This window comes from Achromobacter sp. JUb104, assembly GCF_024806975.1.
Lineage (GTDB): Bacteria > Pseudomonadota > Gammaproteobacteria > Burkholderiales > Burkholderiaceae_B > Achromobacter > Achromobacter spanius.
The window spans coordinates 500,175-526,275 of sequence record NZ_JANUEY010000001.1; the positions used below are offsets into that span (position 1 = coordinate 500,175).

The 26,101-nt window shown below is 65.1% G+C and carries 21 protein-coding genes; 8 read left to right on the plus strand and 13 right to left on the minus strand.

Features of this window, described 5'->3' with window-relative positions:
- Positions 1 to 3 precede the first annotated feature (3 nt).
- Positions 4 to 2,709: an aconitate hydratase AcnA gene (gene acnA / locus M2361_RS02290; RefSeq protein WP_259246027.1), complete on the minus strand. Its 2,706-nt coding sequence runs from the start codon at positions 2,707 to 2,709 to the stop codon at positions 4 to 6.
- 299 nt (positions 2,710 to 3,008) lie between these two features.
- A complete protein-coding gene (locus M2361_RS02295) occupies positions 3,009 to 3,938 on the minus strand; it encodes a LysR family transcriptional regulator (RefSeq protein WP_259246028.1) in 930 nt (309 codons plus the stop codon).
- Positions 3,939 to 4,073: 135 nt separating this feature from the next.
- Between M2361_RS02295 and M2361_RS02300 the strand changes: the two genes are divergently transcribed.
- From M2361_RS02300 to M2361_RS02310, 3 genes are all read left to right on the plus strand, one after another.
- Positions 4,074 to 4,961 carry an SDR family oxidoreductase gene (locus M2361_RS02300; RefSeq protein WP_259249218.1) on the plus strand — a complete coding sequence of 296 codons (888 nt, stop codon included), beginning with the start codon at positions 4,074 to 4,076 and terminating at the stop codon, positions 4,959 to 4,961.
- Positions 4,958 to 6,550 carry an AMP-binding protein gene (locus M2361_RS02305; protein ID WP_259246029.1) on the plus strand — a complete coding sequence of 531 codons (1,593 nt, stop codon included), beginning with the start codon at positions 4,958 to 4,960 and terminating at the stop codon, positions 6,548 to 6,550. Before M2361_RS02300 ends, M2361_RS02305 begins: the two co-directional genes overlap by 4 nt.
- A gap of 92 nt (positions 6,551 to 6,642) precedes the next feature.
- Positions 6,643 to 7,626: a Bug family tripartite tricarboxylate transporter substrate binding protein gene (locus M2361_RS02310; protein ID WP_404976238.1), complete on the plus strand. Its 984-nt coding sequence runs from the start codon at positions 6,643 to 6,645 to the stop codon at positions 7,624 to 7,626.
- Positions 7,627 to 7,636: 10 nt separating this feature from the next.
- Here the strand turns inward: M2361_RS02310 and M2361_RS02315 are convergent, their stop codons facing one another.
- Positions 7,637 to 8,548, minus strand: a complete 912-nt coding sequence (locus tag M2361_RS02315; protein WP_259246030.1) for a LysR substrate-binding domain-containing protein — start codon at positions 8,546 to 8,548, stop codon at positions 7,637 to 7,639.
- 375 nt (positions 8,549 to 8,923) lie between these two features.
- Here M2361_RS02315 and M2361_RS02320 point away from each other — a divergent pair, with 375 nt between their 5' ends.
- Both M2361_RS02320 and M2361_RS02325 read left to right on the plus strand, forming a co-directional pair.
- Entirely contained in the window at positions 8,924 to 9,754 is an 831-nt protein-coding gene (locus M2361_RS02320) for a pirin family protein (protein WP_259246031.1), read from the plus strand.
- Between the two features lie 263 nt (positions 9,755 to 10,017).
- Positions 10,018 to 12,255 carry a TonB-dependent siderophore receptor gene (locus tag M2361_RS02325; protein ID WP_259249220.1) on the plus strand — a complete coding sequence of 746 codons (2,238 nt, stop codon included), beginning with the start codon at positions 10,018 to 10,020 and terminating at the stop codon, positions 12,253 to 12,255.
- A gap of 93 nt (positions 12,256 to 12,348) precedes the next feature.
- On the opposite strand, the gene M2361_RS02330 is transcribed toward M2361_RS02325, so the two are convergent.
- The 5 genes from M2361_RS02330 to M2361_RS02350 form a co-directional block, all read right to left on the minus strand.
- The gene (locus M2361_RS02330; protein ID WP_259246032.1) at positions 12,349 to 12,630 is read right to left on the minus strand and encodes a helix-turn-helix domain-containing protein; all 282 of its coding nucleotides are present in this window, start codon (positions 12,628 to 12,630) and stop codon (positions 12,349 to 12,351) included.
- A gap of 50 nt (positions 12,631 to 12,680) precedes the next feature.
- Positions 12,681 to 13,280 (minus strand): hypothetical protein, encoded by a 600-nt coding sequence (locus tag M2361_RS02335; protein ID WP_100856543.1) that lies wholly within the window; start codon positions 13,278 to 13,280, stop codon positions 12,681 to 12,683.
- 291 nt (positions 13,281 to 13,571) lie between these two features.
- Positions 13,572 to 16,163, minus strand: coding sequence for a bifunctional aconitate hydratase 2/2-methylisocitrate dehydratase (acnB, locus tag M2361_RS02340; RefSeq protein WP_259246033.1), 2,592 nt, complete (start codon positions 16,161 to 16,163; stop codon positions 13,572 to 13,574).
- Between the two features lie 213 nt (positions 16,164 to 16,376).
- Positions 16,377 to 17,213 carry an FxLYD domain-containing protein gene (locus M2361_RS02345; protein WP_259246034.1) on the minus strand — a complete coding sequence of 279 codons (837 nt, stop codon included), beginning with the start codon at positions 17,211 to 17,213 and terminating at the stop codon, positions 16,377 to 16,379.
- Entirely contained in the window at positions 17,203 to 18,090 is an 888-nt protein-coding gene (locus M2361_RS02350; RefSeq protein ID WP_259246035.1) for an FxLYD domain-containing protein, read from the minus strand. Before M2361_RS02350 ends, M2361_RS02345 begins: the two co-directional genes overlap by 11 nt.
- A 209-nt stretch (positions 18,091 to 18,299) precedes the next feature.
- On the opposite strand from M2361_RS02350, the gene M2361_RS02355 reads away from it, so the two are divergent.
- Positions 18,300 to 19,064: a sulfite exporter TauE/SafE family protein gene (locus M2361_RS02355; protein WP_259246036.1), complete on the plus strand. Its 765-nt coding sequence runs from the start codon at positions 18,300 to 18,302 to the stop codon at positions 19,062 to 19,064.
- 29 nt (positions 19,065 to 19,093) lie between these two features.
- Here M2361_RS02355 and M2361_RS02360 read toward each other — a convergent pair whose 3' ends face one another.
- The 4 genes from M2361_RS02360 to M2361_RS02375 form a co-directional block, all read right to left on the minus strand.
- Positions 19,094 to 19,534, minus strand: coding sequence for a CBS domain-containing protein (locus M2361_RS02360; protein ID WP_259246037.1), 441 nt, complete (start codon positions 19,532 to 19,534; stop codon positions 19,094 to 19,096).
- 133 nt (positions 19,535 to 19,667) lie between these two features.
- Positions 19,668 to 20,573, minus strand: coding sequence for a LysR family transcriptional regulator (locus tag M2361_RS02365; protein WP_259246038.1), 906 nt, complete (start codon positions 20,571 to 20,573; stop codon positions 19,668 to 19,670).
- Positions 20,574 to 20,662: 89 nt separating this feature from the next.
- Positions 20,663 to 21,670, minus strand: coding sequence for an acyl-CoA dehydrogenase family protein (locus M2361_RS02370; RefSeq protein ID WP_259246039.1), 1,008 nt, complete (start codon positions 21,668 to 21,670; stop codon positions 20,663 to 20,665).
- A 15-nt stretch (positions 21,671 to 21,685) separates the two neighbouring features.
- The gene (locus M2361_RS02375; RefSeq protein ID WP_259246040.1) at positions 21,686 to 22,843 is read right to left on the minus strand and encodes an acyl-CoA dehydrogenase family protein; all 1,158 of its coding nucleotides are present in this window, start codon (positions 22,841 to 22,843) and stop codon (positions 21,686 to 21,688) included.
- A gap of 222 nt (positions 22,844 to 23,065) precedes the next feature.
- On the opposite strand from M2361_RS02375, the gene M2361_RS02380 reads away from it, so the two are divergent.
- Together M2361_RS02380 and bktB are read left to right on the plus strand one after the other, a co-directional pair.
- Positions 23,066 to 23,851 carry a crotonase/enoyl-CoA hydratase family protein gene (locus M2361_RS02380; protein ID WP_259246041.1) on the plus strand — a complete coding sequence of 262 codons (786 nt, stop codon included), beginning with the start codon at positions 23,066 to 23,068 and terminating at the stop codon, positions 23,849 to 23,851.
- Positions 23,852 to 23,904: 53 nt separating this feature from the next.
- Positions 23,905 to 25,086, plus strand: a complete 1,182-nt coding sequence (gene bktB, locus M2361_RS02385) for a beta-ketothiolase BktB (protein ID WP_259246042.1) — start codon at positions 23,905 to 23,907, stop codon at positions 25,084 to 25,086.
- Between the two features lie 105 nt (positions 25,087 to 25,191).
- Here the strand turns inward: bktB and M2361_RS02390 are convergent, their stop codons facing one another.
- A complete protein-coding gene (locus tag M2361_RS02390) occupies positions 25,192 to 25,965 on the minus strand; it encodes an IclR family transcriptional regulator (protein WP_259246043.1) in 774 nt (257 codons plus the stop codon).
- Positions 25,966 to 26,101 lie beyond the last annotated feature (136 nt).

Genomic DNA, 26,101 nt, shown 5'->3' on the forward strand with positions numbered 1-26,101 from the left:
GGGTCAGGCCGCCAGCAGTTGGCGCAGCACGAAGGGCAGGATGCCGCCATGCAGGTAGTAGTCGACCTCGATCGGCGTGTCGATGCGCAGCAGCACCGTCACGTCTTGCTTCGAACCGTCCTTGCGGGTGATCGTCAGCGTCACGTCCTGCATCGGCTTGATGCCGTTTTCCAGGCCCGAGATGTCGTAGGTTTCTTCGCCGGTGATGCCCAGCGACTCCACGCTGTCAGCGCCCTTGAATTGCAGCGGCAACACGCCCATGCCCACCAGGTTGCTGCGGTGGATGCGTTCAAAGCTGCGGGTGATCACGGCCTTGACGCCCAGCAGTTGCGTGCCCTTGGCCGCCCAGTCGCGCGACGAGCCGGTGCCGTATTCTTCGCCGCCGAACACCACGGTGGGGGTGCCCTGCGCCACGTACTTCATGGCCGCGTCGTAGATGGACATCTGTTCGCCGGTGGGCTGGAACAGGGTCTCGCCGCCTTCAAAACGGCTGCCGTCCGGCAGCGACGGGATCATCAGGTTCTTGATGCGCACGTTGGCGAAGGTGCCGCGCATCATGATTTCGTGGTTGCCGCGACGCGAGCCATAGCTGTTGAAATCGGCCTTCATGACGCCGTTTTCCTTCAGCCACTTGCCGGCCGGCGAGGTTTCCTTGATGGAGCCTGCGGGTGAGATGTGGTCGGTGGTGACCGAATCACCAAACACGCCCAGCGCGCGCGCGCCCTTGACGGTGGGCATCGCGGCCGGCGTCATGTCGAAGCCTTCGAAGAAGGGCGGTTCGGCAATGTAGGTGGAGTCAGGCCAGTTGTAGGTATCGCCGGCCACGCCCTTGATGTTTTCCCACAGCTTGCCGGGGTTGCTCTTGACCTGGCCGTAGTTGGCCTCGAACACCTTCGGGTCCAGCGCGTGCTTCATCAGCGCTTCGACTTCTTCGGACGTGGGCCAGATGTCGCCCAGCCAGACATCGCCGTTCTTGCCCTTGCCAACCGGCTCGGTCATCAGGTCGCGCGTGACGGTGCCGGCCAGCGCGTAGGCCACCACCAGCGGGGGCGAGGCCAGGAAGTTGGCCTTGATGTTCGGGTGGATACGCGCTTCAAAGTTGCGGTTGCCGGACAGCACGGCCGAGCAGACCAGGTCGTTGCCGGTGATGGCTTCGTTCAGATCGGGCGTCAGGTCGCCGGCGTTGCCGATGCAGGTGGTGCAGCCGTAGGCGGCCACGTCAAAGCCCAGCTTTTCCAGGTAGGGCAAGAGGCCCGTCTTGGTCAGGTAGTCGGTGACCACGCGCGACCCAGGGGCGAGCGACGTCTTGATGTGCTTGGGTACCTTCAGGCCGGCTTCCACGGCCTTCTTGGCCAACAGGCCGGCGGCCAGCAGCACGTTCGGGTTCGATGTGTTGGTGCAGGACGTGATGGCGGCAATCAGGATGTCGCCGTTCTTGATCTTGGTGCCGGTGCTGGTCGTGAAGGTCTGGTTCAGCTTTTCTTCCGGCTGGTTGAAGCCGTTTTCCGCGACCGGCTTGGAGAACAGGTCGATGAACGTGTTCTTGACGTTGCCGATTTCGATGCGGTCTTGCGGGCGCTTCGGGCCGGCCAGCGACGGCGCCACGGTGGACAGGTCCAGCGTCAGCAGCTTGGTGAAGTTGATGTCTTGGGCGGCGGGGATGCCGAACATCTTCTGCGCCTTGAAATAGGCTTCGAAGGCGGCGATTTCATCTTCCGTGCGACCGGTGCCACGGAAGTAATCGATGGTGCGTTCGTCAACCGGGAAGAAGCCCATGGTGGCGCCGTATTCCGGCGCCATGTTGCCGATGGTGGCGCGTTCGGCCACGGTCAGGCTGGCGGTGCCTTCGCCGCAGAATTCAACGAACTTGCCCACCACCTTTTCACGCCGCAGCATTTCGGTAATGGTCAGCACCAGGTCGGTGGCGGTGACGCCGCCGCGCAACTGGCCCTTGAGTTCGACGCCCACCACGTCGGGCGTCAGGAAGTACACGGGCTGGCCCAGCATGCCGGCTTCGGCTTCGATGCCGCCCACGCCCCAGCCCACCACGCCGATACCGTTGATCATCGTGGTGTGGCTGTCGGTGCCCACCAGCGAATCGGGGTAATAGACATTGTTTTTCTTGTCCTGGTGCACGCCGCGCGCCAGGTATTCCAGGTTGACCTGGTGGACGATGCCGAAGCCCGGGGGCACGACGCCGAAGGTGTCAAACGCCTGCATGCCCCACTTCATGAACTGGTAGCGCTCTTGGTTGCGCTTGAATTCCAGCTTCATGTTCAGGTCCAGCGCATTCTTGGTGCCGAAGTAGTCGATCATGACCGAGTGGTCGACGACCAGGTCAACCGGCACCAGCGGTTCAATGCTCTTGGGGCTCTTGCCCATCTTGTCGGCCACCGAGCGCATGGCCGCGATATCGGCCAGCAGCGGCACGCCGGTGAAGTCCTGCAGCACGACGCGCGCCACGACGAAAGGGATCTCGTCTTCGCGGCGGGCATTGGCCTGCCAGTTGGCGAGCTGCTTGACGTGTTCTTCCGTGACCTTCTTGCCATCACAGTTGCGCAGCACGGATTCCAGCACGATGCGGATCGATACCGGGAGCCGCTGCACATCGATGCCGAGGGACTTGCCCAGCGCCGGCAGCGAATAGTACTGACAGGATTTATTGCCGATCTTGAAATTCTTGAGAGTGTCTAGGGTGTTGTGCGGCATGATGGACTCCGTGGTTTTGCCCGGCTGTATTCGCCCAAGCGCAGGCGGCATTTTCTGGCGTTTTTGCGCGTTTGTCATTGTAGGGGACACAAGCCCGCGCGCGGCCGTATGTCTTATATCTTATATAAGACTTGGTGCGCACGTCAAAGTTCAAGCCCAAGTCCGGTCAGGTCCCGTTCAGCGACTGCAAAACCCCTACTTTGGCGGACATGGACCAAGCCCGCAAGACCCCGTGGTTTTACCAGGGTTGTCCTACAGCGGCGTGGCGGCGGGTGTTGCCCAGGAAGCGGCTGCCCGGATCAATTCAAATAAGCGCGCAGCAGCGGCTCCAGTTCCCGTTTCAGGAAGGCGACCAGGGCGCGTTGGGCGGTGGATGGGTAAGGCGTGGGCGAGGTCAGGATGAACAGCTTGTCGCCGGGGCCTTCCGCTCGATAGGCGGGCAGCACTTCCCGCAGCCGCTGCGTTTCCAGGTCGGGTTGCACGATATAGGCGGGCAGTAATGCGATGCCCGCGCCGTCGCGCGCGGCCTGGGCCAGAAAAGGGAAGTATTCGGATTGCAGCCGGGGCGCCAGCTTGGCTTCATAGGTTTGCCCTTTGCGGCTCAAGCGCAGCGTGGTCTGCGGCTTGGGGCCGGGCGGGCACAGGAAGTCGAACCGGCCCAGGTCGCGCGGGTGCGTGGGCATGCCCACGCGCTGCAAATAATCGGGGGCGGCGCACAAATGCCATTTCACGTCGCCCAGCTCGCGGGCAACGTAGTCTTGCGGGGGCTGAGAAATCACCCGCAACGCCACGTCGATCTCTGACGAAATCAGGTCGCTGACGCGGTTGGAAAACAGGACCCGCAGGCTCAGGCTGGGATGCTCCAGCGCAAAGCGCACCAGCAGGGGGCGCAGCGCATCCAGTTCGCCCAGGCCGGTGGGCAGGGACAGGCGGACGTGGCCGGTGGGTTCCGCGCCCAGCTTCTGCAAGGCATGTCGCGCCGATTCCACCTCGCGCGCCATGCGCGCCCCATGTTCGTACAGCACCGTGCCCTGCTGCGTCAGTTCCAGGCGGCGCGTGGTGCGCCGGATCAACTGCGCGCCGAACGCGCGTTCCAGCTTTTGCAGATTGCGGCTGACGTGCGACCGCGTCACCCCTTGGCGCAAGGCCGCTTCGCTTAGCGTGCCCGCCTCGACGATGGTCACGAATAGCTGGATCAGGTTCAGGTCTAGCGCGGGCAAGGCGGACATGGCTGTCTTGGATTGTTGCCTCTGGGGAAACAGAGTTTACTCAGACTGAAGGATTGTCGCGCCATTGGCGCGTTGATAATCTGCTTCCCACACCGCATTGCGATCAGATAAAGGAGACAAACCATGGTGCAAAGCATGTTCCGCGCGGACCTGTTCCGCGGCCAGCGCATCCTCGTCACGGGAGGCGGCACGGGGCTGGGTCTGGCCATGGCCGAACAATTGGCCTCGTTGGGCGCCACCGTGCATTTGTGTGGCCGCCGCCAGGCCGTGGTGGAAGAAGCCGCCGCCGGGCTGCGCGCCAAGTACGGCGCCCAGGCCTACGCGCATGCCGTTGACATCCGCGACGCCGACGCGGTGGATGCCATGGTTGAAGGCATCTGGACCACGCACGGCGGGCTGGATGGCCTGGTCAACAACGCGGCGGGCAACTTCATCAGCCCCACCGAAAAATTGTCGGCGCGCGGTTTCAACGCCATTGCCGACACCGTGTTTCGCGGCACCTTCTACATGACGCAGGCGGTGGGTAAGCGCTGGATTGCGTCCGGCACGCACGGCGCGGTGGTGTCGATTGTGGTGACCTGGGTATGGACCGGGTCGCCGTTCGTGGTGCCCTCGGCCATGTCCAAGGCCGGCATCGACGCCATGACCAAATCGCTGGCGGTGGAGTGGGGCAGGCATGGCATCCGCTTGAACGCCATTGCGCCGGGGGTTATTCCCACCGAAGGCGCGACGGCGCGCTTGCGCCCCAATGGCGACGGCCAGGACGCACTGACGCAACAAAACCCCATGCGGCGCCTGGGCACCGGGCACGACATCGGCGAACTGGCGGCCTTTCTGCTGGGGCCGGGCAACGATTGGATCAACGGCCAGACAATTGCGCTGGACGGGGGCGACTACCTGGCCAATGGCGCCTACTTCAAGCAGTACTTCGATTGGTCAGACGACGACTGGGCGGCCGCCCGCGCCGCCATCGAAGCGCGCACCGCGCAAGACAAGGCGCAACGCGCGGGGAAGCCGGCATGACGGCACGCATCATTGCCGGGGACGTGAGCCTGACGCGCGATGCGCTGGTGGCCCGGGGCGAGCAGGTTGCGGCGGGCCTGGCGGCGATGGGCGTACGCGAAGGCGACGTCATCGCCGTGCTGCTGCGCAACGGCATGCCGTACCTGGAAATCATCCAGGCCTGCAAACGGCTGGGTTGTTATTACTGCCCCATCAACTGGCATTACACGGCTGACGAGGTGGCGTTCCTGGTGGCCGACAGCGGCGCCAAGGTGTTGATCGCCGAGGACGATCTGTGGCGTCAGGTGCACGCCGCCTTGCCTACCGGCCTGCCCGCGCTGCGGGTCGCGGGAAATGGCGATGCGGTGACCGCCGCGCGCAGCGAAGACGGTGGCGGTGGCGGTGGCGGTGGCAATGGCAGTGTCAGCGGCAATGGCAACGGCAACGGCAACGGCAATGGCGATAGCACCGACTACAACGCCTGGCGCAACGCACAGCCCCGCTACGACGGCCCCGTGGTCGCCCCGCGCGGCCACATGGCGTACACCTCGGGCACGACCGGCCGGCCCAAGGGCGTGGTGCGCCAGCCTTTCCCGGTGGACCGCCTGGCCGAGCATCTGGCGGCGGTGGAGTCCGTGGTGGAACAGGCCTACGGCCTGCGGCCGGGCTGCCGCGCGCTGCTGCCGGCGCCGATCTACCACAGCGCGCCCAGCGTCTTCGCCCAGGTGGCCCTGCGCGTGTGCGACACGCTGGTGCTGACGGCGCGGTTCGACCCGCTTGAAGTCTTGCGCCTGATCGAGCAGCACCGCATCGACACCGTCTACCTCGTGCCCATCATGTATGTGCGCCTGCTGAAGCTGGATGCGCGCACGCGGGCGTCGTTCGACCTGTCCTCCTTGCGCTTCGTGGCGTCGACGGGGGCGCCCTGCGCGCCCGAACTCAAGCGCGCGATGATCGACTGGCTGGGGCCGGTCATCCATGAAACTTATGCGTCCAGCGAAGCGGGCATGGTGACCGTGATCGACTCGCACGAAGCGCTGGCCAAGCCCGGCAGCGCGGGGCGGCCCATCGGGCCGGCGCAAGTGCGCGTCTACGGCGACGACGGCCACGTCTGCGAGCCCGGCGAAGTCGGCCGCATCTACGTGCGGCAGCCGGCCTACGCCGACTTCACCTACCGCAACCATCCCGAAGCCCGCCAGGCGGTGGAACGCGACGGGCTGATTGGCCTGGGTGACCTGGGCTACGTGGACGAAGACGGCTACCTGTTCGTGTGCGACCGGGAATCAGACCTGGTGATCTCGGGCGGCGTGAACATCTATCCAGCCGAAATCGAACACCACCTGACCCAGTACCCGGGCGTGGCCGATTGCGCCGTGTTCGGCGTGCCGGATGCGGAATTCGGCGAACGTTTGCTGGGGCTGATCCAGCCTGCGCCAGACGCCGCTATCGACGTGCAGGACCTGATGCAATGGCTGTCCACCCGCATCGCCCGCTACAAGGTGCCGCGCGAACTGTTGCTGCGCCCGGCGCTGCCGCGTGACGACAACGGCAAGATCGCCAAGCGCCGCTTGCGCGCCGAGTTTTGGGAGGGCCAGGCGCGCAAGGTGTAAGCGCCGGGCCGCCAGCAGCACCGCCCGTATGCCGGGCAACACCACGATAGACGTCAAAAAAATCAGAGTCGCCACAGACTCGGGAGACAAGCATGTTGAAGATGAATCGTTGGATCGGCCGCGCCGCGACCGCGATGTGGGTTTGCGCCACCGCCGCGTCGCCTGCGGTGGCGGCGTTTCCCGACCGGCCGTTGAAGCTGGTCGTGCCCTACACGCCGGGCGGCGCGGCCGACCAGTTGTCGCGCGTGCTGGCCGAGCGCCTGTCGCGGGAACTGGCGCAGCCCGTGGTCGTTGAAAACAAGCCCGGCGCCAACACCATGATCGCCGCCACGCAGGTGGCGCGCTCGCAGCCCGACGGCTACACCTTGTTCCTGGCCAGCAACGCCAGCATGGTGCTGAACCCGATGCTCTATCAGAAGATCGCCTACGACGCGGCGCGCGACTTCAGCGTGCTGTCGGTGGTGGCTGAACTGCCGCTGGTGGTGGTGGCCAACAACGACGTGCCGGCCGCGACGCTGGCGCAATTCGTCAACGTGGCCAAAGCGCGTCCCGGCAAGCTGAACTACGCCTCGGTCGGCATCGGCAACCCGCTGCAACTGGCGACGGAGCTGCTGAAATCGCGCACCGGCATGGACGTGGCGCACATTCCGTACAACGGCAGCGCGCCCGCGCTCAGTTCGCTGATGGCCAATGACACACAACTGATGGTCGACGTGATCAGCACATCGCTGCCGCTGGTCAAAGAGGGCAAGATCAAGGCCCTGGCGGTGACCACGGCCGACCGCCTGCCGGTGCTGCCCGACGTGCCCACGGTGGCCGAAAGCGGCTTTCCCGGCTTTCGCGCGGCCACGTGGTTCGGGGTTGCGGTGCCGGCGGAAACCCCGGCGGCCGAGGCCAACGCCCTGCGGGACGCGGTGGCCAAGGTCATGCGCCAGCCGGATTTTCGCGAACGCTTTCAGGCCTTGGGGCTGGTGATTCAGGCGCCGCGCGATCAGGCCGAGACCGAACGCTACGTGGCGGAAGACCGCGAGCGCTGGGGCGAGGTGATCCGGGCGAACCACATCAAGCTGGACTGAGCAGGGCGCGTTACGCCAGCAGGGCGGGCAGTTCGGCCGCCGCCACTTCCAGGAAGCGGCGCAAGGCCAGGGGCTCGCCCCGGCGCGCGGGCATGATGGCGTAGATGCGCGACGGTGCGGCCCGCCAGCCCGGCAGTATCTCGACCAGCTTGCCCTGGGCCAGCATGTTGGCGCACAGATAATGCGGTATCAACGCCGCGCCCAGCCCCGTCAGTGCCATGGAACGCAGCGTTGCCATATTGCTGCTCAGGCAACGCGGCTGAAACTCCAGTGACGCCGCTTCGCCGCCCGGGCCGGTGAAGCGCCAGGTGTGCAGATTGTCTTGCGTGGCATGCGCCAGGAGCGGCAGCGCGGCCAGGTCGCGCGGATGGCGCGGCGCGGCCGCCTTTACCAGTGCCGGCGTGCCGACCAGCGTCAGGGGCGCCACCGCCAGCTCGCGGCCGATCAGCCGCGAATCCGTCAGCGGCGCACCCATGGCGCGAAACGCCAGGTCATAGCCTTCGCCCACCAGGTCGATGATCTCGTCGCGCGTGTCCAGCAGCACGCGCACGCCGGGGTGCGCCAGGCAAAAGCGCGCCACCATATCGCCCAACAGCGTGACCGCCAGCGGCGAGGGCGCGGTGATGCGCAACAGGCCGCTGGGCGTGTCGCCCATGGAAGCCGCCAGGTCGAACGCGATGCGGGCCTCGCGGGCCACGGCTTGGGCGTGCACGTAGATCTGCTCGCCCATCGGGGTCAGCGCCACCCGCCGGGTGTTGCGATGAAGCAGCCGCACGCCCAGCCGCGCTTCCAGTTCGGCCACGCGCCGACTGAGCTTGGAACGCTGCATGTTCAACACGCGCGCGGCAGCCGAGAAGCCGCCTTTTGCGACGACTTCGCTGAACAGCAGCAGATCGTCAAGGTGATACAGGGGCGGGGGCATGGGCGGGGGCGGCGGCTGGATGGCGGGACGGGGGGCGGATTGTCCTGCATGGCAGGACAACTATTCCTGAAATTGGCCTCTACTGTCCGCCTGGTGGAACGAATAAGCTTCGGCACTTCAAACGTCGTTTCACACGCGCTTGGGCACGGCAAGCGTCATTCCCACACGCTGGCCCCGCAAGCGTCATCCCAATCAGGCAGCAGTTTTTTGACTATTCATCTCAGCAACGTCGTTGCCAGCCAGCCGCAATCGGCCGGCGATTCCTGCACGATTCGTCCGTTTTGCCACGCCGATTTTTACCGCGAGCCTTCAGCGGTTTCTTCCCGGGCGCCTTCCCCGGCTTCGTCACCCTTGATCCAGGTGGACTATTTCGCCATGACCGCGTCGGACGCCGTGTTCCCGTCGGTACCCGGCGCGCGGCCCGGCCTGTTGGTGGCGACGCTGATGCTGGAGGATTGCCGAGGCCTCATGCAAAGCCTGGGCGGCAACGGCGAAGACCATCAACTGCAGGCGGGGGATCTGTTCTGGACTCGGGAAGACGCCGGCGTCATGCGAGCGCGGGCGGCAGGGGAGGCCGCGTCGCCGGGCGCTGAGCTCCGGTTGAACGGCCTGCGGATGGTGTTGGGCCTGCATGGCCAGTCCGAAGCGGCAGCCGGCCCCGAATCCGAATCCGAATCCGAATCAAACCCCCAGCCTTTGGCCGCCACGTCCGCCTTGCTGCGCGGCTGGGAGATGCCGGTGATAAAGACCGACGCCGGCCGCATCCGGGTGGCGGCGGGTAGCCATGCCGGATCGCAGTCGCCCTTGGCTACCCCCGCGCCCCTGACGATCCTGGACGTCTGGCTGCGCCCCGGCGCCACCCAGTTGGTGCCGCTGGCGCCGGGCTGGAACGCGTGGGTCTACTCGGTGTCCGGCGAGCTAGGGGTGCGCGCCCGGCATCGCCGGATCGGGGCGCCACCGTTGCCCCGGCAAGCGGCAGGCGACCGGGACTTCGCGGTGCTGGACGCAGGATCGGCGCTGGTCGCGTCGGCCTCGGCCGGTGACGAGGAAGGCGTGCTGGTCTTGATGGCGGGCAGGGCGCCCGCGCACTTCGTGCTGGTGGGTAGCGCGGGCAGCACGGACAGCGCGGTGAGTGCAGCGAGCGCGGGCAGCGCGCCGTCGACGGCAATGCCCAGTCGTCGCGGCGCCAAGCCGCTCGCGGCTTAACCCTGCGACCATCAGGGATGTCTGTTGTGTGACGGCAACGTCAATCAACGTAAAAAACGGGGAAATATTGAGAATGATTATCGGTTTGATAACATTTGCGACTCAAGACCTCAAGACCCCCTTGGTGAACGGGCTCGGTCAGGGCCTGATGGCAGGCTTTCGCGGTAGTGCCCACTGATAAGCCGTTTTCCGTGCGTGACCCAATCGGGATTGTGTGTTTGTTTGCGCGGCGACGCGCCCCACCTTCCTCTCTTGATCCCGAAATGAAAATTCGAACTCTCGCTTGCGTGGCCGCGACGCTGCCATGCATGGGCGTCGTCCATGCGCAAACCGCCACCCCTGTCCCAGCGCAGCCTGCCACGGACAGCAGCTCGGTGGTGTCGATGCAAGCCATCAAGGTAGAGGCCAGCGCCGACGCCTCGGCCGGCGGCCTGGCCCCGGCGTTCGCGGGCGGGCAGGTGGCCACGGGCGGCCGGGTGGGCGTGCTGGGCACGCTGGACAACATGAGCACGCCGTTCAGCATCACCAGTTACACGAACGAACTGATCCAGGACAAGCAGGCCCGCAGCGTGGGCGATGTCTTGCAGAACGATTCGGGCGTGCGCGTGGCGCGCGGCTTCGGTAATTTCCAAGAGTCCTACTTCATTCGCGGCTTTATTCTCAGTTCGGACGACGTGGCCTACAACGGCCTGTACAGCCTGCTGCCGCGCCAGTACATCGCCACCGAACTGTTCGAGCGCGTGGAAGTGCTGCGCGGCGCAACGGCTTTCCTGACAGGCGCCACGCCTGGCGGCGGCGGCATCGGCGGCGTGATCAACCTGGTACCCAAGCGCGCGCCGAACGAGCCGCTGACCCGCGTCACCACCGGCGTTGCCAGCGGCGGCCAGTTCCAGATCTCCACCGACATCGCCCGCCGCTTTGGCCCGGACGACAGCACCGGCATCCGCCTGAACGCCGCGCAACGCAGCGGCGACACGGGCATTGACGACGAACATTCGCGCACCAGCCTGGTGTCGCTGGGCCTGGACTGGCGCTCGGCGGACACGCGCTTGTCGGCGGATATCGGCTGGCAGGAAAACAAGCTGAAGCGCGCGCGTCCGAATATTTCGATGACAGGATTGAAAGATCATGTCCCAGATGCGCCGGACGCAAGCTCCAACTACGCACAACCGTGGTCGTACTCTAATGAACGTGACGTATTCGGCACTCTGCGCGCTGAGCATGACTTCAGCGACAAATTGACTGGTTGGGCGGCATATGGCTTTCGCCGAAGCGACGAGGCCAACTCGCTTGGTAATGTCACATTGACCAACGCCAGTACCGGCGACGGGAATTTCTATCGCTTTGATAACACCCGGGAAGATAGTGTTAATACGGGCGAGGTGGGCTTACGAGCAAAGGTGCGTACCGGCCCGGTAGGCCATGAGTTTGTCGTGTCGGCCTCTTTCTTTGATCTTAAGAAGAAGAATGCCTATGCGTTTGACTCCACGAATAAGTTCGCTACCAATATCTACGATCCGGTTTTCTATGACCGTCCGCCCTTCAGCACTAAGGCCGTCTATGGCAACGATCTTGACGACCCTGCCTTGCAAGGTCGTACGCGCATGAGCAGCTACGCGCTGGGCGACACGATGTCGTTCCTGGATGACAAGGTCCTACTCACACTTGGGGTCCGCCATCAGCGTATGTCGACGCGCAGCTATTCCTACGATAACGGGACTGGCAACGGAGGCAACGAGACAGGCGCATACGACAAGAGCCGGAATTCGCCGGCTGCTGGTGTGGTATTCAAGGTGACCCCGAGTGTCTCACTGTATGCCAACTACATTGAAGCTTTGGTGCAGGGGGATACGGCCCCCGCGAACGCTAACGGCAAGCCGGTACCTAACGTTGGCACGGTGTTGTCCCCCTACGTCTCCAAACAAAAGGAGATCGGCGCCAAGTATGAAGGCGACGGGTTGGGTGCAGGCCTTGCACTTTTCTCCACTGACAAACCGCGGTCTGCATACAACGCTAACAACGAACTCACGGCCTCAGGTAAAGACCGCCATCAGGGCGTGGAGTTGACGGTATATGGTGAACCTATCAACTCTGTTCGAGTTCTTGGCGGGCTCACATGGCTGGACGCCAAGCAGCGTTCTACCGGTAATGCGTCAGTCGACGGCAACCGCGTGATCGGCGTGCCGCGCTTCCAGGCCAACATGGGCGTGGAATGGGACATCCCGGGCGTGCAAGGCCTGGCGGTGGACGGCCGCGTCGTCTACACCGGTTCGTCCTACGCGGATGACGCCAACACGCTCAAAGTCCCCGGCTGGACCCGCTTTGACGCCGGCGTGCGTTACATGACGGACGTAGGCGGCCACTTGGTCACCCTGCGCGCCCGCGTGGAAAACATCGCCAACCGCAACTACTGGTCTTCGGTGGGCGGCTACCCCGGCAACGGCTACCTGGTGCTCGGCGGCCCGCGCACCTTCCTGCTGTCGGCAAGCATGGACTTCTGATCGAGGCGGCCAGTTTCGGCCGGCATACCCCCAAAAAAAAATCCCGGCTTCGTGCCGGGATTTTTGCTTTGGGATAGAAAGATCAACCGCGGATCACGCTGCTTCCTGAATTGTCATCTGCACGTGCAGGCCCGCAGCAGTCGCCATATTGACCAGCGCATCCAACGCAAACAGGTTGATCTTGCCGCGCATGAGATCCGACACGCGCGGCTGCGTAACCCCGAGCAGTTGCGCCGCTTGTTGCTGGCTCATTTCAGAACGAGCGATGTGATTTTTCAGCGCCACCATCAATCCCGAGCGCAGTTTCATGTTTTCAGCGTCACCGGGAGTGTCTTCAATAGCATCCCACACGCTGGTGAATGGTTGGCTGCTCATTGGCCTGCCTCCTCTAACAGATATCAGCGCCAGCATAGCGCCTTACACGCTCACCAAAACCACCCCCCACGCGTCAGATCCGCTTCGCAGCTTTTGTACTGCGACGTGAATTTCTCCGCGCGCGCCTTGACCTTCAGCGATACCGTTTTCAACCATGCCTTGCGGTCGTAGCTGCGGTTGCGGTAGCCCGTCCAGCCTTCGTGGTAGTTCAGGTATTGGGCGTAGGCGTCCCATTTGGATACGCCGTTGATGCGCTGGCTTTTGCTCATGTACCAGCCCATGAAGTCCAGCGCGTCGGCGAAGTCGTCGCGGCTGGCGCCCCAGCTTCCGGCTTCGCGCTTGTAGTCGGCCCAGGTTTCGTCCTTGGCTTGCGCGTAGCCGTAGGCGGAACTGACGCGGCCCCAGGGGATGAAGCCCAGGAAGTAGTAGCGGGGTGGCACGGCGTCCTGTTTGTAGGAGGACTCCTGATACATCATCGCCATGGGCACCGGCACGGGCGCGCCCCATTTCTTTTGCACCTTCAGGGCGGCGTCGTGCCAGTCCGGCTTTTCACGGAAGATCGCACAAATGTTCTCGGGGTTGGATGGCGGCGCCGTGGCGCAACCGGCAAGCGCCAGCAGTAGCAGCGGCGGCAGCAAAAGCCGGGTCATTGGCGGGCTTCCTCCTTCGGGTCATGGCGCGAACGGATCGCTGCGCCGGGGCAAGGGTCACAAAGTACCGCGATTGTATGAAAACGTATCGGGGGAAAAGTTTCCTGTTCGGACGCTTGCTTGGGCGTTCAGGCAGGAACCGCTGAAACCCGATGCCGGCACCTGATGCCGAAAGCTCGCCCTGTGAAGTCCGCCTTCCGAAACCCGCCCCAAAAGAAAACGGCCCCGGATTGCTCCGGGGCCGTCGTTCCTGCTGCAAGCAGGTCAAGACACCTGGCTAGCGTGCAAGGCTTAGACCTCGATCACGTCCGCCACGTCCTTGTAGTCCGCGATCTTGTCGAAGTTCAGGTACTGATAGATCTGGTCGCTGCTCTTGTTAATGACGCCCATGTCGGTCATGTACTCGTCCTTGGTCGGGATGCGGCCCAGCTTCGAGCAGATGGCGGCCAACTCGGCCGAACCCAGGTACACGTTCGTGTTCTTGCCCAGGCGGTTCGGGAAGTTGCGGGTGCTGGTCGACATGACGGTCGCGCCTTCGCGCACTTGTGCCTGGTTGCCCATGCACAGCGAGCAGCCCGGCATTTCCGTGCGGGCGCCGGCGGTGCCGAAGACGCCGTAGTGGCCTTCCTCGGTCAACTGCGTGGCGTCCATCTTGGTGGGCGGAGCCACCCACAGCTTGACCGGGATGTCGCGCTTGCCTTCCAGCAGCTTGGACGCCGCGCGGAAGTGGCCGATGTTGGTCATGCAGCTGCCGATGAACACTTCGTCGATCTTGGCGCCGGCAACTTCCGACAGCGTCTTGACGTCGTCCGGGTCGTTCGGGCAGGCCACGATGGGCTCGTGCACGTCGGCCAGGTCGATCTCGATGACGGCGGCGTATTCGGCGTCGGCGTCCGGCTCCAGCAGCTTGGGGTCAGCCAGCCAGGCTTCCATGGCCTTGATGCGGCGGCCCAGCGTGCGTTCGTCTTCGTAGCCGTTGGCGATCATCCACTTCAACATCACGATGTTGCTGTTGATGTATTCGATGATCGGTTCCTTGTTCAGGAACACCGAGCAGCCGGCGGCCGAACGTTCAGCCGACGCATCCGACAGTTCGAAAGCTTGCTCGACCTTCAGGTCCGGCAGGCCTTCGATTTCCAGGATGCGACCCGAGAAGATGTTCTTCTTGCCTTGCTTGGCAACGGTCAGCAGGCCTTGCTTGATGGCGTACAGCGGGATGGCGTTGACCAGGTCGCGCAGGGTGACGCCGGGTTGCAGCTTGCCCTTGAAGCGGACCAGCACCGATTCCGGCATGTCCAGCGGCATCACGCCGGTGGCGGCGGCAAAGGCTACCAGGCCCGAACCGGCGGGGAACGAAATGCCGATCGGGAAGCGCGTGTGCGAATCGCCGCCGGTGCCGACGGTGTCGGGCAACAGCATGCGGTTCAGCCACGAGTGGATCACGCCATCACCCGGACGCAGCGACACGCCGCCACGGGTGCTGATGAATTCCGGCAGCGTGTGGTGCGTCTTGACGTCCACGGGCTTGGGGTAGGCTGCGGTGTGGCAGAACGACTGCATCACGAGGTCAGCCGAGAAGCCCAGGCAAGCCAGGTCTTTCAGTTCGTCGCGGGTCATCGGGCCGGTGGTGTCCTGGCTGCCGACCGAGGTCATCTTCGGTTCGCAGTAGGTACCCGGGCGGATGCCCTTGCCGTCCGGCAGGCCGCAGGCGCGGCCAACCATCTTCTGGGCCAGCGTGTAACCCTTGCCGGTATCGACCGGGTCTTTGGGCAGGCGGAACAGCGTCGACGGGGCCAGGCCCAGTGCTTCGCGCGCCTTGCTGGTCAGGCCACGGCCGATGATCAGCGGAATGCGGCCACCGGCGCGCACTTCGTCGAACAGCACGTCGGACTTCACTTCGAATTCAGCGATGACTTCGCCGTTCTTCAGCGCCTTGCCCTCGTAGGGGCGCAGTTCGACGACGTCGCCCATTTCCATCTTGGAAACGTCGAGCTCGATCGGCAGCGCGCCGGCGTCTTCCATCGTGTTGTAGAAGATCGGGGCAATCTTGTTGCCCAGGCACACGCCACCAAAGCGCTTGTTCGGCACGAAGGGAATGTCTTCGCCCGTGAACCACAGCACCGAGTTGGTGGCCGACTTGCGCGACGAACCCGTACCGACCACGTCGCCCACGTAGGCAACCAGGTGGCCTTGTTCCTTCAGCGATTCAATGAACTTGACCGGGCCGCGCTTGCCGTCTTCTTCCGGTTCGAACGCCGCGCCGTCGCGCTTGTTCTTCAGCATCGCCAGGGCGTGCATCGGGATGTCGGGGCGGGTGGTGGCGTCGGGCGCGGGCGACAGATCGTCGGTGTTGGTTTCGCCAGGCACCTTGAAGACGGTGATGGTCAGGCTTTCCGGCAGTTCCGGACGGCTGGTGAACCATTCGGCGTCAGCCCAGCTTTGCATCACGGACTTGGCGTTGGCGTTGCCCTTATCGGCCTTTTCCTTCACGTCATGGAAGGCGTCGAACATCAACAGGGTCTTTTTCAGCGCATCGGCGGCGATGGTGCCGATTTCCGCATCGTCCAGCAGGTCGACCAGCGGGCCAATGTTGTAGCCGCCGAGCATCGTGCCCAGCAGTTCCGTCGCCTTGGCACGGCTGATCAGCGCACAAGCTTCCGTGCCCAGCGCCACGGCGGCCAGGTAGGACGCCTTCACCTTGGCGGCATCGTCCACGCCGGCCGGCACACGGTGGGTCAGCAGTTCGACCAGGTTCTGCTCCTCGCCAGCGGGCGGGTTCTTCAGCAGTTCGATCAGTTCGGCGGTTTGTTTAGCCGTCAGGGGCAGCGGGGGAATCCCCAGAGCCGCGCGTTCGGCAACGTGTTGGCGGTAGTTATCCAGCATGTGAGGCCTGCTCAAAAGTCGGGTTGGAAGAAGGGTTGTCGGGCGGAATTGTAGAGGCAACAGAAGGCGCTAGCAAATGTCTTATATCTTATATAAGACCTGAGCCGATAGCTGTTGCATTGTGGAGACGGGGGGGGCGCCATGCTGGGTCCGGGCAGGCGCCGGCACAGACGCCGGCACAGACGCCAGCCCAGACGCCAGCCCAGACGCCGACTATCGCCCGGCCACGTCGTACACCACGCCCACCCGTGCAAAATTCCCGCCGTGCTGCTTGACGATGACCTCGAACGGGGCGCTCTCGCCCGGTTGCAGCTTGGGCAGGCGCAGTTCCTTGAAGCTGGCGCCGCTGAGCTTGTCCTGCGCGTCATAGAGGCTGACCCACACCCGCACGTTGTTCACTTCCGCCTGGTCCTCATTGCGCACGCGGCCCGTCACGGTGACGTATTTGTAACGGTAGCGGTAGCTGAAGTTCAGCGTGCCGGTGCCGACACCGGCTTCGGTGTTGTCGACGGAAATGTCCAGCTTGGGGCGGGGGCCGGGCAGGGCGGCGCGCTTGGCGGGCATCCAGTCGGTCTTGACCTCGGTATAGCGGTCGTAATTGCCGCCCACCAGCGCCACCGGCACGCGCTCGCCCGGGTACAGATAGGCGGGTAGCGTCCAGTCCTGCCGTACCTTCAACGGGGTCGAGCCATCGAACACCGTGATCTGCGCCTTGGGCGACAGGGCCACGTAGTCCGCGCTGGTATTGACGACTTCCGCGTACATAAGCGGGCGGTCGATTTCATCCAGCAGCCGGCGCGGCGGGGACAAGGTCAGCGCTTTGGTATCGAACAGCGCAAAGCCGGGGTCCAGCAGTTCTTCGGTGGTCAGGCGCACATGGTCGATCACCCGCACCTCGGCCGGGCTGACCCGCACGATGCGGGATGCGGAATCGGCATCCTTGGGCGTTTCCGCGCGTGAGGACGCCTGGGCGGCCGTCAGAATCATCAGCACCGATACGGCCTTGACCGGCCAGGACAGCGGCGGGGCGCCGCGACGATCAGCTTTCACTTTGCACCATGTAGTCGTAGGACGCGACCTTGCCGTCGCCAAGCATTTCGCAGCGCACGTCGAACGCCGTCAGCGCGCCGGGCGCCAGCGGGTTGGCCGTGGCGTAGCCGTTGCCGGTGCCGATCATCGTGCCGTCTTCGCCGTACAGCATGACGGTGATCTGCGTGCTGCCGGCCTGCGCGTCGCCCTCGTTTTTCGCCAGGCCCACCAGGCGGTAGGCGCCGTCGTTCTTCACCAGTTGCACCTTGCTGGGCGTGACCTGGTTGTTCTTGCCGCGCGCGGCCCTGGGCGTGGCCACCTCAAGCGTGTAGCGCGAGTAGGCCTTGTCCGGTACCGAGACCAGCACGGGCACGTATTCACCCGGCTGCAACGAGCGCGCCGACGGCGATGCCGACGCTGACGACAGCGTCAGCTCGCCTTGGTAGAAGGTCGCCGTGACGCGGGGCGGGTCGATCTTCTGGCCGGTTTCGTTGCGCATGATCATCACCAACTGCTTGCGCCCGTGCGTCTGGGTTTCGCGCACGTCCGTCAGCTTGACCTTGGTGGCATCGATGGGCGGCGTGACGGGTTGCGCGCGGTAGGGCGCCGACGGGCGACTTGAGGTCAACAGTGACGCCACCAGCGGAATGGCCACTACCGCCGCCACCACCAGGGCGACGATCGCCACCACGCGGGGCTTGATCTGCGCGGGGTGGGCGGGCCGCTGCATGCCCGCCAGGATTTTCTCCAGCCGCTGCGCAACGTCGTCTTCCACCAGCGTCAGCGCGTGGCAGTGATTGCAGCGGTATTCGTTGGTGGCGAGCTTGGTGAACTGCGCGCTGCCGCAGGTTGAGCAGGTCAGCGTGACCGTGTTGATCGTGGTGTGTTTAGGCGTCATTCTGTGCGGGGTTGGCCGGGGCAAAGCGGACAGGGGGACAGGGCGGGAAGGATAGCGGCAGGGCATCGCGCGCGGGGTGCGGGTGCGCTTCCGGTTGTGACAATATGTGCCCGGCGTTGACGGCGGCTGACCGCCATGGCGTTCTGCCGGGGCCAAAGTCGCCGATGCCCGGGTGATATCATCGCCGCGACTACACCGCCCCCCTCCGCATGACCCTCACCCATCACTTGCTATTCCTGGCCTGCGTGGCGCTCGCCACCTATGCCCAGACCATGACCGGCTTTGCGTTCGGACTCGTGCTCTTGGGCCTGTCCGGCGTCTTCCAGTTGGCCTCGGTGGCCGAAGTCGCCAATGTGGTCAGCGTGCTGTCGCTGGTGAATGCCGCCGTCACGCTGGCGCGAACCAAGCCGCAAGTGAACTGGTCGCTGATGCGACCCGCCATGATCGCCAGCTTTGTCGGCGTGGGCGTGGGCGTTGCCGCGTTGACGTGGATCAGCGGGTCAATGACGGTGTTGTTGCAGTTGCTGCTGGGCATCACGATCCTGGCTTGTGCCGTGCTGCTGGTGGCGCGCGCCAAACCGCTGGAATGCCTGTCGTCCAAGGCGTCTTTCTGGTTCTTTGGGGGCATATCCGGAGTGTTGGGCGGCCTGTTCTCCAGCGCCGGGCCGCCGATGGTGTATCACCTGTATCGCCAGCCCTTGCCCTTGGTGGCCATCCGCAACAGCCTGCTGGTGCTGTTTTCGCTGAATGCCGTGGTGCGCCTGACGCTGGTGACGGCGCAGGGCGCATTCGAGGCCTCGTCGTTCTGGCTCAGCGTGTACGCGCTGCCCGTCGTGATCGGCGTGACGTGGGCCGCGCGGCGCTTCAGCACGTCCGGGTCAATGAAGACCGTCAAGCGCATGGTGTTCGTGTTGTTGCTGGCGGCCGGCATGGGCTTGATCGTGCCGGCGGCACGGATACTGGCGGCGGGGTAGCCGCCAGCGTGGGGTTGCGCCAAGCCGCCCTAAGCGTGGCCGCCGCTGATGTAGCGTTCCAGTTCGTGGATGATGAACTTCTGTTCGCTCATGACGTCCTTGACCAGATCGCCGATGGACAGCAGGCCAATGAGCTTTTCGTTGTCGATGACCGGAAGATGGCGAAAATGCCGTTCGGTCATCATGGCCATACAGTGTTCCCGCGTGTCGGAAGGGCCCACGTAATAGACCGAGTCGGTCATGATGTCGCGCACCTTGGTGCTGCGCGACGAACGATCCTGCAGGACCACTTTGCGGGCGTAATCGCGCTCGGAGAGCATGCCCAGCACGGTTTCCCCTTCCACGACCACCACCGCGCCGATGCTGCGTTCGGCCATGGTCTTGATGGCGTCGAACACCGAGGAATCCGGTGAAACCGTCACCACGGAATGGTTCGACTTTTCCCTGAGAATCTCAGCCACTGTTTTCACGATGTGCTCCCGTATCGCTGACAAGGTTCAACCGCGGACCGCGCGTTGCGCCCTGGGATAACGGTCAGGGCGCCGCCGCGCGGTCATGCTCCATCCTAAGCCTGCCGGCCACCTTGCCGCAAGCGCGGCGCGGTTATTTGGTTGGCCGGGGGCGGAATGCGTGGACCGCCAGCTCGCGCAGGTTGCGCGCGGCGCTGCGTTCGGTAGCGGGATTCCAGGCCAGGGAAATGCCGATCGAGGCATCGGCCGGAAAATCGGACAGGGTCTTGGTGACCACGTTCGGGCTGGGATGGCGGCGGGCGCCGGCGGGAACCAGGGCCACGCCCAGCCCGCTTTCGACCAGGCTCAACAAGGTTTGCACCTGCACCGCCTCTTGCGTGATGCGGGGCGTGAAGCCGCGCAACTGGCAAGCGTTGATGGCCGCCATGCGCAAGCCCGCGGCTTCGGTCGCGGTGTACATGATGAAGGCCTCGTCGGCCAGGTCGGCCAACCGAAGTCGGCCCCGGCGCGCCAAGGCATGGCCCTTGGGCACGGCCAGCACGAAGTGCTCGGTGGTCAGCGGGGCGAGGCGAACGTTCGAGCCCATGGCCACCGGCACGCGCACGATGCCGACTTCCAGCGCGTCGTCGGCCAGGTCCTGCATGATGCGGATGGAGGTGGCTTCGCGCAGCACCACCGTCACGCCCGGATAGCGTTGGCGGAACAAGGGCAGCACGCGCGGCAGGATGGGGTGCGTGGCCGACCCCACGAAACCGACGCGCACCGTGCCGCCTTCGCCCGCCGCGCCGGCACGCGCGGCCAACCGGAATTGCTCGGCATGGAACAAGGCGCGGCGCGCTTCGTCCAGCGCCGCCAGGCCGGCCTCGGTCAGTTGCACGCCTTGGCGACCGCGCACGAAGAGAGCAACGCCCACGCTCTCTTCCAGCTTGCGGATTGACACCGATAGCGGCGGCTGCGACATATGCAGCTTTTCCGCAGCGCGGTGAAAATTCAAGGTGTCGGCAAGCACCAGGAATTGCTGTAGATGACGGAAATCCATGAGGGCGGTCCAAGGCGGCGGCGGCCTTCGATGATACGTGGACGCTATCGTCGTCGCCATCCGTCCAAGCCTTTCGGTATCAACAGTACCTAGGCCATGCCTTGCAGCGTGGTGCGCACCGTGTCCAGCGCGCTGGCGTTGCTGGCCAGCGCATGCGCGCCGATGCGTTCATGCCAGTAGGATTCCGACCCTGCCGCCCGCCGCCAGTCACGCAAGCGGCGCGTATACAACTGCAAGTCGAATTCCGCCGTGATTCCCATGGCGCCATGCACGGCATGCGCAATGTCGGCCACCAGCGGCGCCGCCTGGCTGGCGCGCGCCTTGCCCACGGCCGCCAGCATGGCTTGCGGCAAGCCGTCGCGGCCTTGAAACGCCAGTTGGGCGCCCATGCGCGCCGCCCACACCTGTTCGGCCATCACGCTGATCTGCTGCTGCACGGCTTGAAAGCGGCCGATGGCGCGGCCGAACTGCGTGCGTGCGTTGGCGTGCGCTAGCGTCATGTCCAGCACCCGCTCCATCGCGCCGGCCATCAGGCCTGCATAGGCGACGGCCGCCAGCGTATCCAGCGCCGGCCCGCTGCCCAGGCATTGCGCATCCGCCATCGCCCATGATGCCTCGCCGTCCAATGAGCCGTGCACGCCGTTGTGCTGGACGCAGCCCGCCTGCACGGGCAGCAGCCAGGCTTGCCCGTTGATCTCTGCCAGCACATAAGCGGCCACGCGAACCCATGGCACGTTGACGCCCGTGATGCGCTTGCCATCCATCGCCAGGCCATAAGGCGCGATGGCGATGGCGCCCGCCGGCCGCGCCTTCTGTGTCTGCCCGATAGCCGCCAGCCAGGCGCGCGCCAGCATCGTATGCGCGATGGGATAGGGGCACAGGTGGCGGCCCGCCGCCAGCGCCACGGGTAAGGCGTCGGCCAAGGCAAGCCCGGCGCCGCCTTGTGATTCCGGCACCAGCGCGTCGGCAAAGCCCGCGTCCTCGCAGGCCTGCCATGCCGAATCAACGGGCAGGCCTTGTTCGGCGGCGCGCAGCAGCGCGGGTGTGCAGGTTTGAGCGAACAGGCGTTCGGCGGCATCGCCAAGCAGGGTGTCCATGGGGGCGTCCAGTAGTTATCGAAGGCCAAGGCCGCGCGCGATGATGCCGCGCAGAATTTCGCGCGTGCCGCCGCGCAGGGAAAAGGTCGGGGCAATCTGTTCCAGGTAGGCCAGCGTGCGCAGCAGCGGCAGGGGCGGCGGTACATCGGCTTGGCGGCCCAGCGCGTCGCCGATCAGTTGCGGAATTTGCTGTTCCAGTTCGGTGCCCAGGTCTTTCACCAACGCGGCCTCGGTGGCCGGGCTGGCGCCGGCCGCCAGCTTGCCCGCCACCGCCAGCGACAAAGCGCGCAGCACCGCCATCTGCGACAGGATCGCGCCCAGCGTGGCGCGGTTGGCGCTGTTGTCCGACAGGCCACGGCAATGCGTCAGCCAGCATTCCAGCAGCGCCATGCTGGAATACAAGCGTTCGGGGCCGCTGCGCTCGAAGGCCAGTTCCGCGTTTACCTGCGCCCAGCCCGCGCCTTCCTCGCCGATCAGTGCGTCGGCATGCAGTTCGACGTTGTCGAAGAACACTTCCGAGAAATGCGCATCGCCCGTCAGGTCTTGAATGGGGCGCACGGTCACGCCGGGCAGCGACAGGTCCACGATAAGTTGCGACAAGCCTTGATGCCGGTCTTCGGCAGTGCCCGACGTGCGGACCAGCGCAATCATGTAGTGCGAGCGGTGCGCGTTGGTCGTCCAGATCTTGCTGCCGTTCAAGCGCCAGCCGCCGCCTCCCGCGTTGATTGGGTCTGCGCGGGTGCGGATGCCGGCCAGGTCGGACCCGGCCCCGGGTTCGCTCATACCGATGCAGAAGAAGGCGTCTGCGCGGCAGATGCGCGGCAGGTAAAACGCCCGTTGCGCGGGCGAGCCGTATTTCAGGATCAAGGGCGCGCTCTGGCGGTCGGCGATCCAGTGCGCCGACACCGGTGCCCCCGCGCCCAGCAATTCTTCCGACAGCACGAAGCGCGCGAAGTGGCCGCGCTCGGCGCCGCCGTATTCGCGCGGCAGCGTCAGGCCGAGCCACCCGCGTTCGGCAAGCTGGCGGCTGAAGCCTGCGTCAAAACCCATCCAGGAACGCGCGCGCTCGTCGGGCTCCAGGCCGTCCAGCGTGTCCGCCAGAAAGGCGCGAACCTCAGCGCGCAAGGCCTCGTCGGCGGAAGGAATGGTGGTCAGTTCCAGCGTATCGATCATGGCGGTAAACCGAATGGGGGCATGCCCGGGGCGGGCGCATCCACCGACTATCACTGAGCGCGCAGACAGGCGTCCAATATTATTTTCAAGGTTTTTGATACCGATTTCGTATCAGCCAACCCAAAACTAATATTGGACGATGCCCAGGCGCGGGGCCTACGCTGATGGCTTTCGCCGTTGCGCGCGCAGGCGATCCAAGAACTTTAATGTCAGGAGCACAACATGACGGAACTCGTGCATTTCGAGCTGGACGCGGACGGCGTGGCCACGCTGACGCTGGACGACCCGACCACCCGCAATGCCTTGACCGGCAGCGACATCGTGGACCAGATGCTGGCCGTGTTCGCGCGCATCGAGCGCGACCCGGCCGTGCGCGTGCTGATCCTGACCGCGGCGGGCAAGGCATTTTCGTCCGGCGGCAACATCAACGAGATGCAGCGGCAGATCGGCCCCGAGGTCGCCGGCGTGGAACTGCGCCAGGAATACCGGCATGGCATACAACGCCTGCCGCTGGCGCTGCACGCGCTGGAGGTGCCGACGATTGCGGCGGTGAACGGGCCGGCCATCGGCGCGGGCTGCGACCTGGCCTGCATGTGCGACGTGCGCATCGCGTCGGAAGCCGCCACGTTTGCGGAAAGCTTCGTCAAGCTGGGCATCATTCCCGGCGACGGCGGCGCCTGGTTTCTGCCGCGCCTGATCGGCATGGCGCGCGCCGCCGAAATGTCGTTCACCGGTGACGCCATCAGCGCGGCCACCGCGCTGGAATGGGGCTTGGTGTCGCGGGTGGTGCCGGCCGTTGAGCTGTTGCCCGCCGCGCGCGCGCTGGCGGCCCGCATGGCGGCCAATTCGCCCCAGGCGGTGCGGCTGACCAAGCGGCTCTTGCGCGAAAGCCAGCATTCGCGGCTGGACGCCTTGCTGGAACTGTCGGCGGCGTATCAGGCGCTGGCCCACAAGACCGACGCGCACGCCGATGCCGTCGCTCAATTCCTTGCGGCGCGGCGGCGCTAGGCCGGCGGTATGATGCAAAACATCAGATGGAAACACCACAAGGAGGAAACACCATGAATGAAGTTATCGTCGCGTCGGCCGTCCGCAGCGCCATTGGCGACTTTGGCGGCGCGCTGAAAGATGTGCCGCCCTGCGACCTGGGCGCCACCGTCATCCGTGCCGCGCTGGAACGCGCCGCCGTCAAGGGCGACGAGGTCGGCCACGTTGCGGTGGGCCACGTCATCAACACCGAACCGCGCGACATGTACTTGTCGCGCGTGGCGGCCATGAACGCCGGCATCGCCAAGGAAACGCCGGCCTTCAACGTCAACCGCCTGTGCGGCTCGGGCCTGCAAGCCATTGTGTCCGCCGCGCAAACCATCATGCTGGGCGATGCCGACATCGCCATCGGCGCGGGCGCCGAAAGCATGAGCCGCGCCCCGTACATCGTGCCCTCGCAACGCTGGGGCGCCCGCATGGGTGACAGCACCATGCTGGACATGATGACCGGCGCCTTGTCCGACCCCTTCGGCCGCATGCACATGGGCGTGACCGCCGAAAACGTGGCGGCCAAGTTCGGCATCAGCCGGCAAGACCAAGACCTGCTGGCCGTGGAGTCGCATCGCCGCGCGGCCGCCGCCATCGACGCCGGTTATTTCCGCGACCAGATCGTGCCGGTGGTGTTGAAGACGCGCAAGGGCGAAGTCGTGTTCGACACCGACGAACACGTGCGCCGCGACGTCTCGGCCGACACCATGGCCGCGCTCAAGCCCGTGTTCAAGAAAGAGAACGGCACCGTCACGGCGGGCAATGCGTCGGGCCTTAACGACGGCGCGGGCGCCGTGGTGCTGATGAACGCATCGGTGGCGGCCAAGCGTGGCATCAAGCCGCTGGCGCGCCTGGTGGCTTACGCGCATTCGGGCGTGGACCCGGACATCATGGGCATTGGCCCGGTGCCCGCCACGCAGGCCGCGCTCAAGCGGGCCGGCCTGACGGTGGATCAACTGGACGTCGTCGAAGCCAACGAAGCCTTTGCCGCGCAAGCCTGCGCCGTGTCGCGCGAACTGAAGCTGGACCCGGCCAAGGTCAACCCGAACGGCAGCGGCATCGGCCTGGGCCACCCCATTGGCGCCACGGGCGCGATCATCACCGTCAAGGCGCTGCACGAGTTGCAGCGCGTGGGCGGACGCTACGCGCTGGTGACGATGTGCATCGGCGGCGGGCAGGGCATCGCGGCCATTTTCGAGCGTATTTAAGTTGCCGGCCGCAAGCGCCTGAATTTCGCTGAATGAATGCGCTTGCAGTCGAGTGACTGCGCTTGACCAGACACGCGCCCCGCCATCACGCGGGGCGCGTGTCCATCAGGCATGACCCAGATAGTCCTGCGCCCAGGCCAGGCATTCGGCACGCAGCAGTGCCCCCATCTTGGCGCGGCGCGGTGCATCCAGCCGGCTGCTGATGGCGCCGAAGCTGAACGCCACCCACGTCAGTTCCGATACCGGAAACGCCACCCCCACCCCCGACACGCCCGGCGTGATCGTGTCGACGATCTCGGAATACCCCGCCGCGCGCGTCTGCTTCACGGCCTTCATCAAGGCAGTGCTTGATACGCCGATCTGTGCGTAGCTGGCCGCGTGCCGCGCATACAGCGACGCAATCTCTTCATCCGCCAGGCTGGCCATCAGTGCCAGGCCGCCCGCGCCCACGCCCAGCAGTCGGCGTTCGCCCTGGTCGATGGTGAATACCTTCACCGGAAACGAACCCGCCTCGCGCAGCAGGCACAGCGCGTAGTCGCCCTGACGGATCACCAGGAACACCGTATCGCCCGACAGCCGCGCCAGCTTCTGGGCGAAGGGCCGCAGCGCGTCCAGCAGCGGCGTGCGGCGCAGCGCGGCAAAGCCCAACTGCATGGAATCCACCCCCAGGCGGTAGCGCCGGGTGCGCCCGTCGCGTTCGGCGAATTGTTCTTCCAGCAGGCAGCTCAGCAGGCGATGGGCTGTCGAGCGTTCCAGCCCGCTTGCCGCCATGACGCCTTGCAGGTCGATGCCGTCTTCCTGGTGCTGCGCCAGCACCCGCAGCAGCCCCAAGGCCCGCCGCATGCTCTGGGTTCCGCCGGTGCTCATCGTCTTGTTCATATTGTGGGAAAAATTGATTGAATATTTTGTATTCTAGGATTCCAGGTGCGTTAATTCAATCAAATCCATGCAGTGCAAGCGCTGCAATCCAACCGACCCGGGCCCCACGAGCGCGGGCCCCGCAAGAGACGAGGAG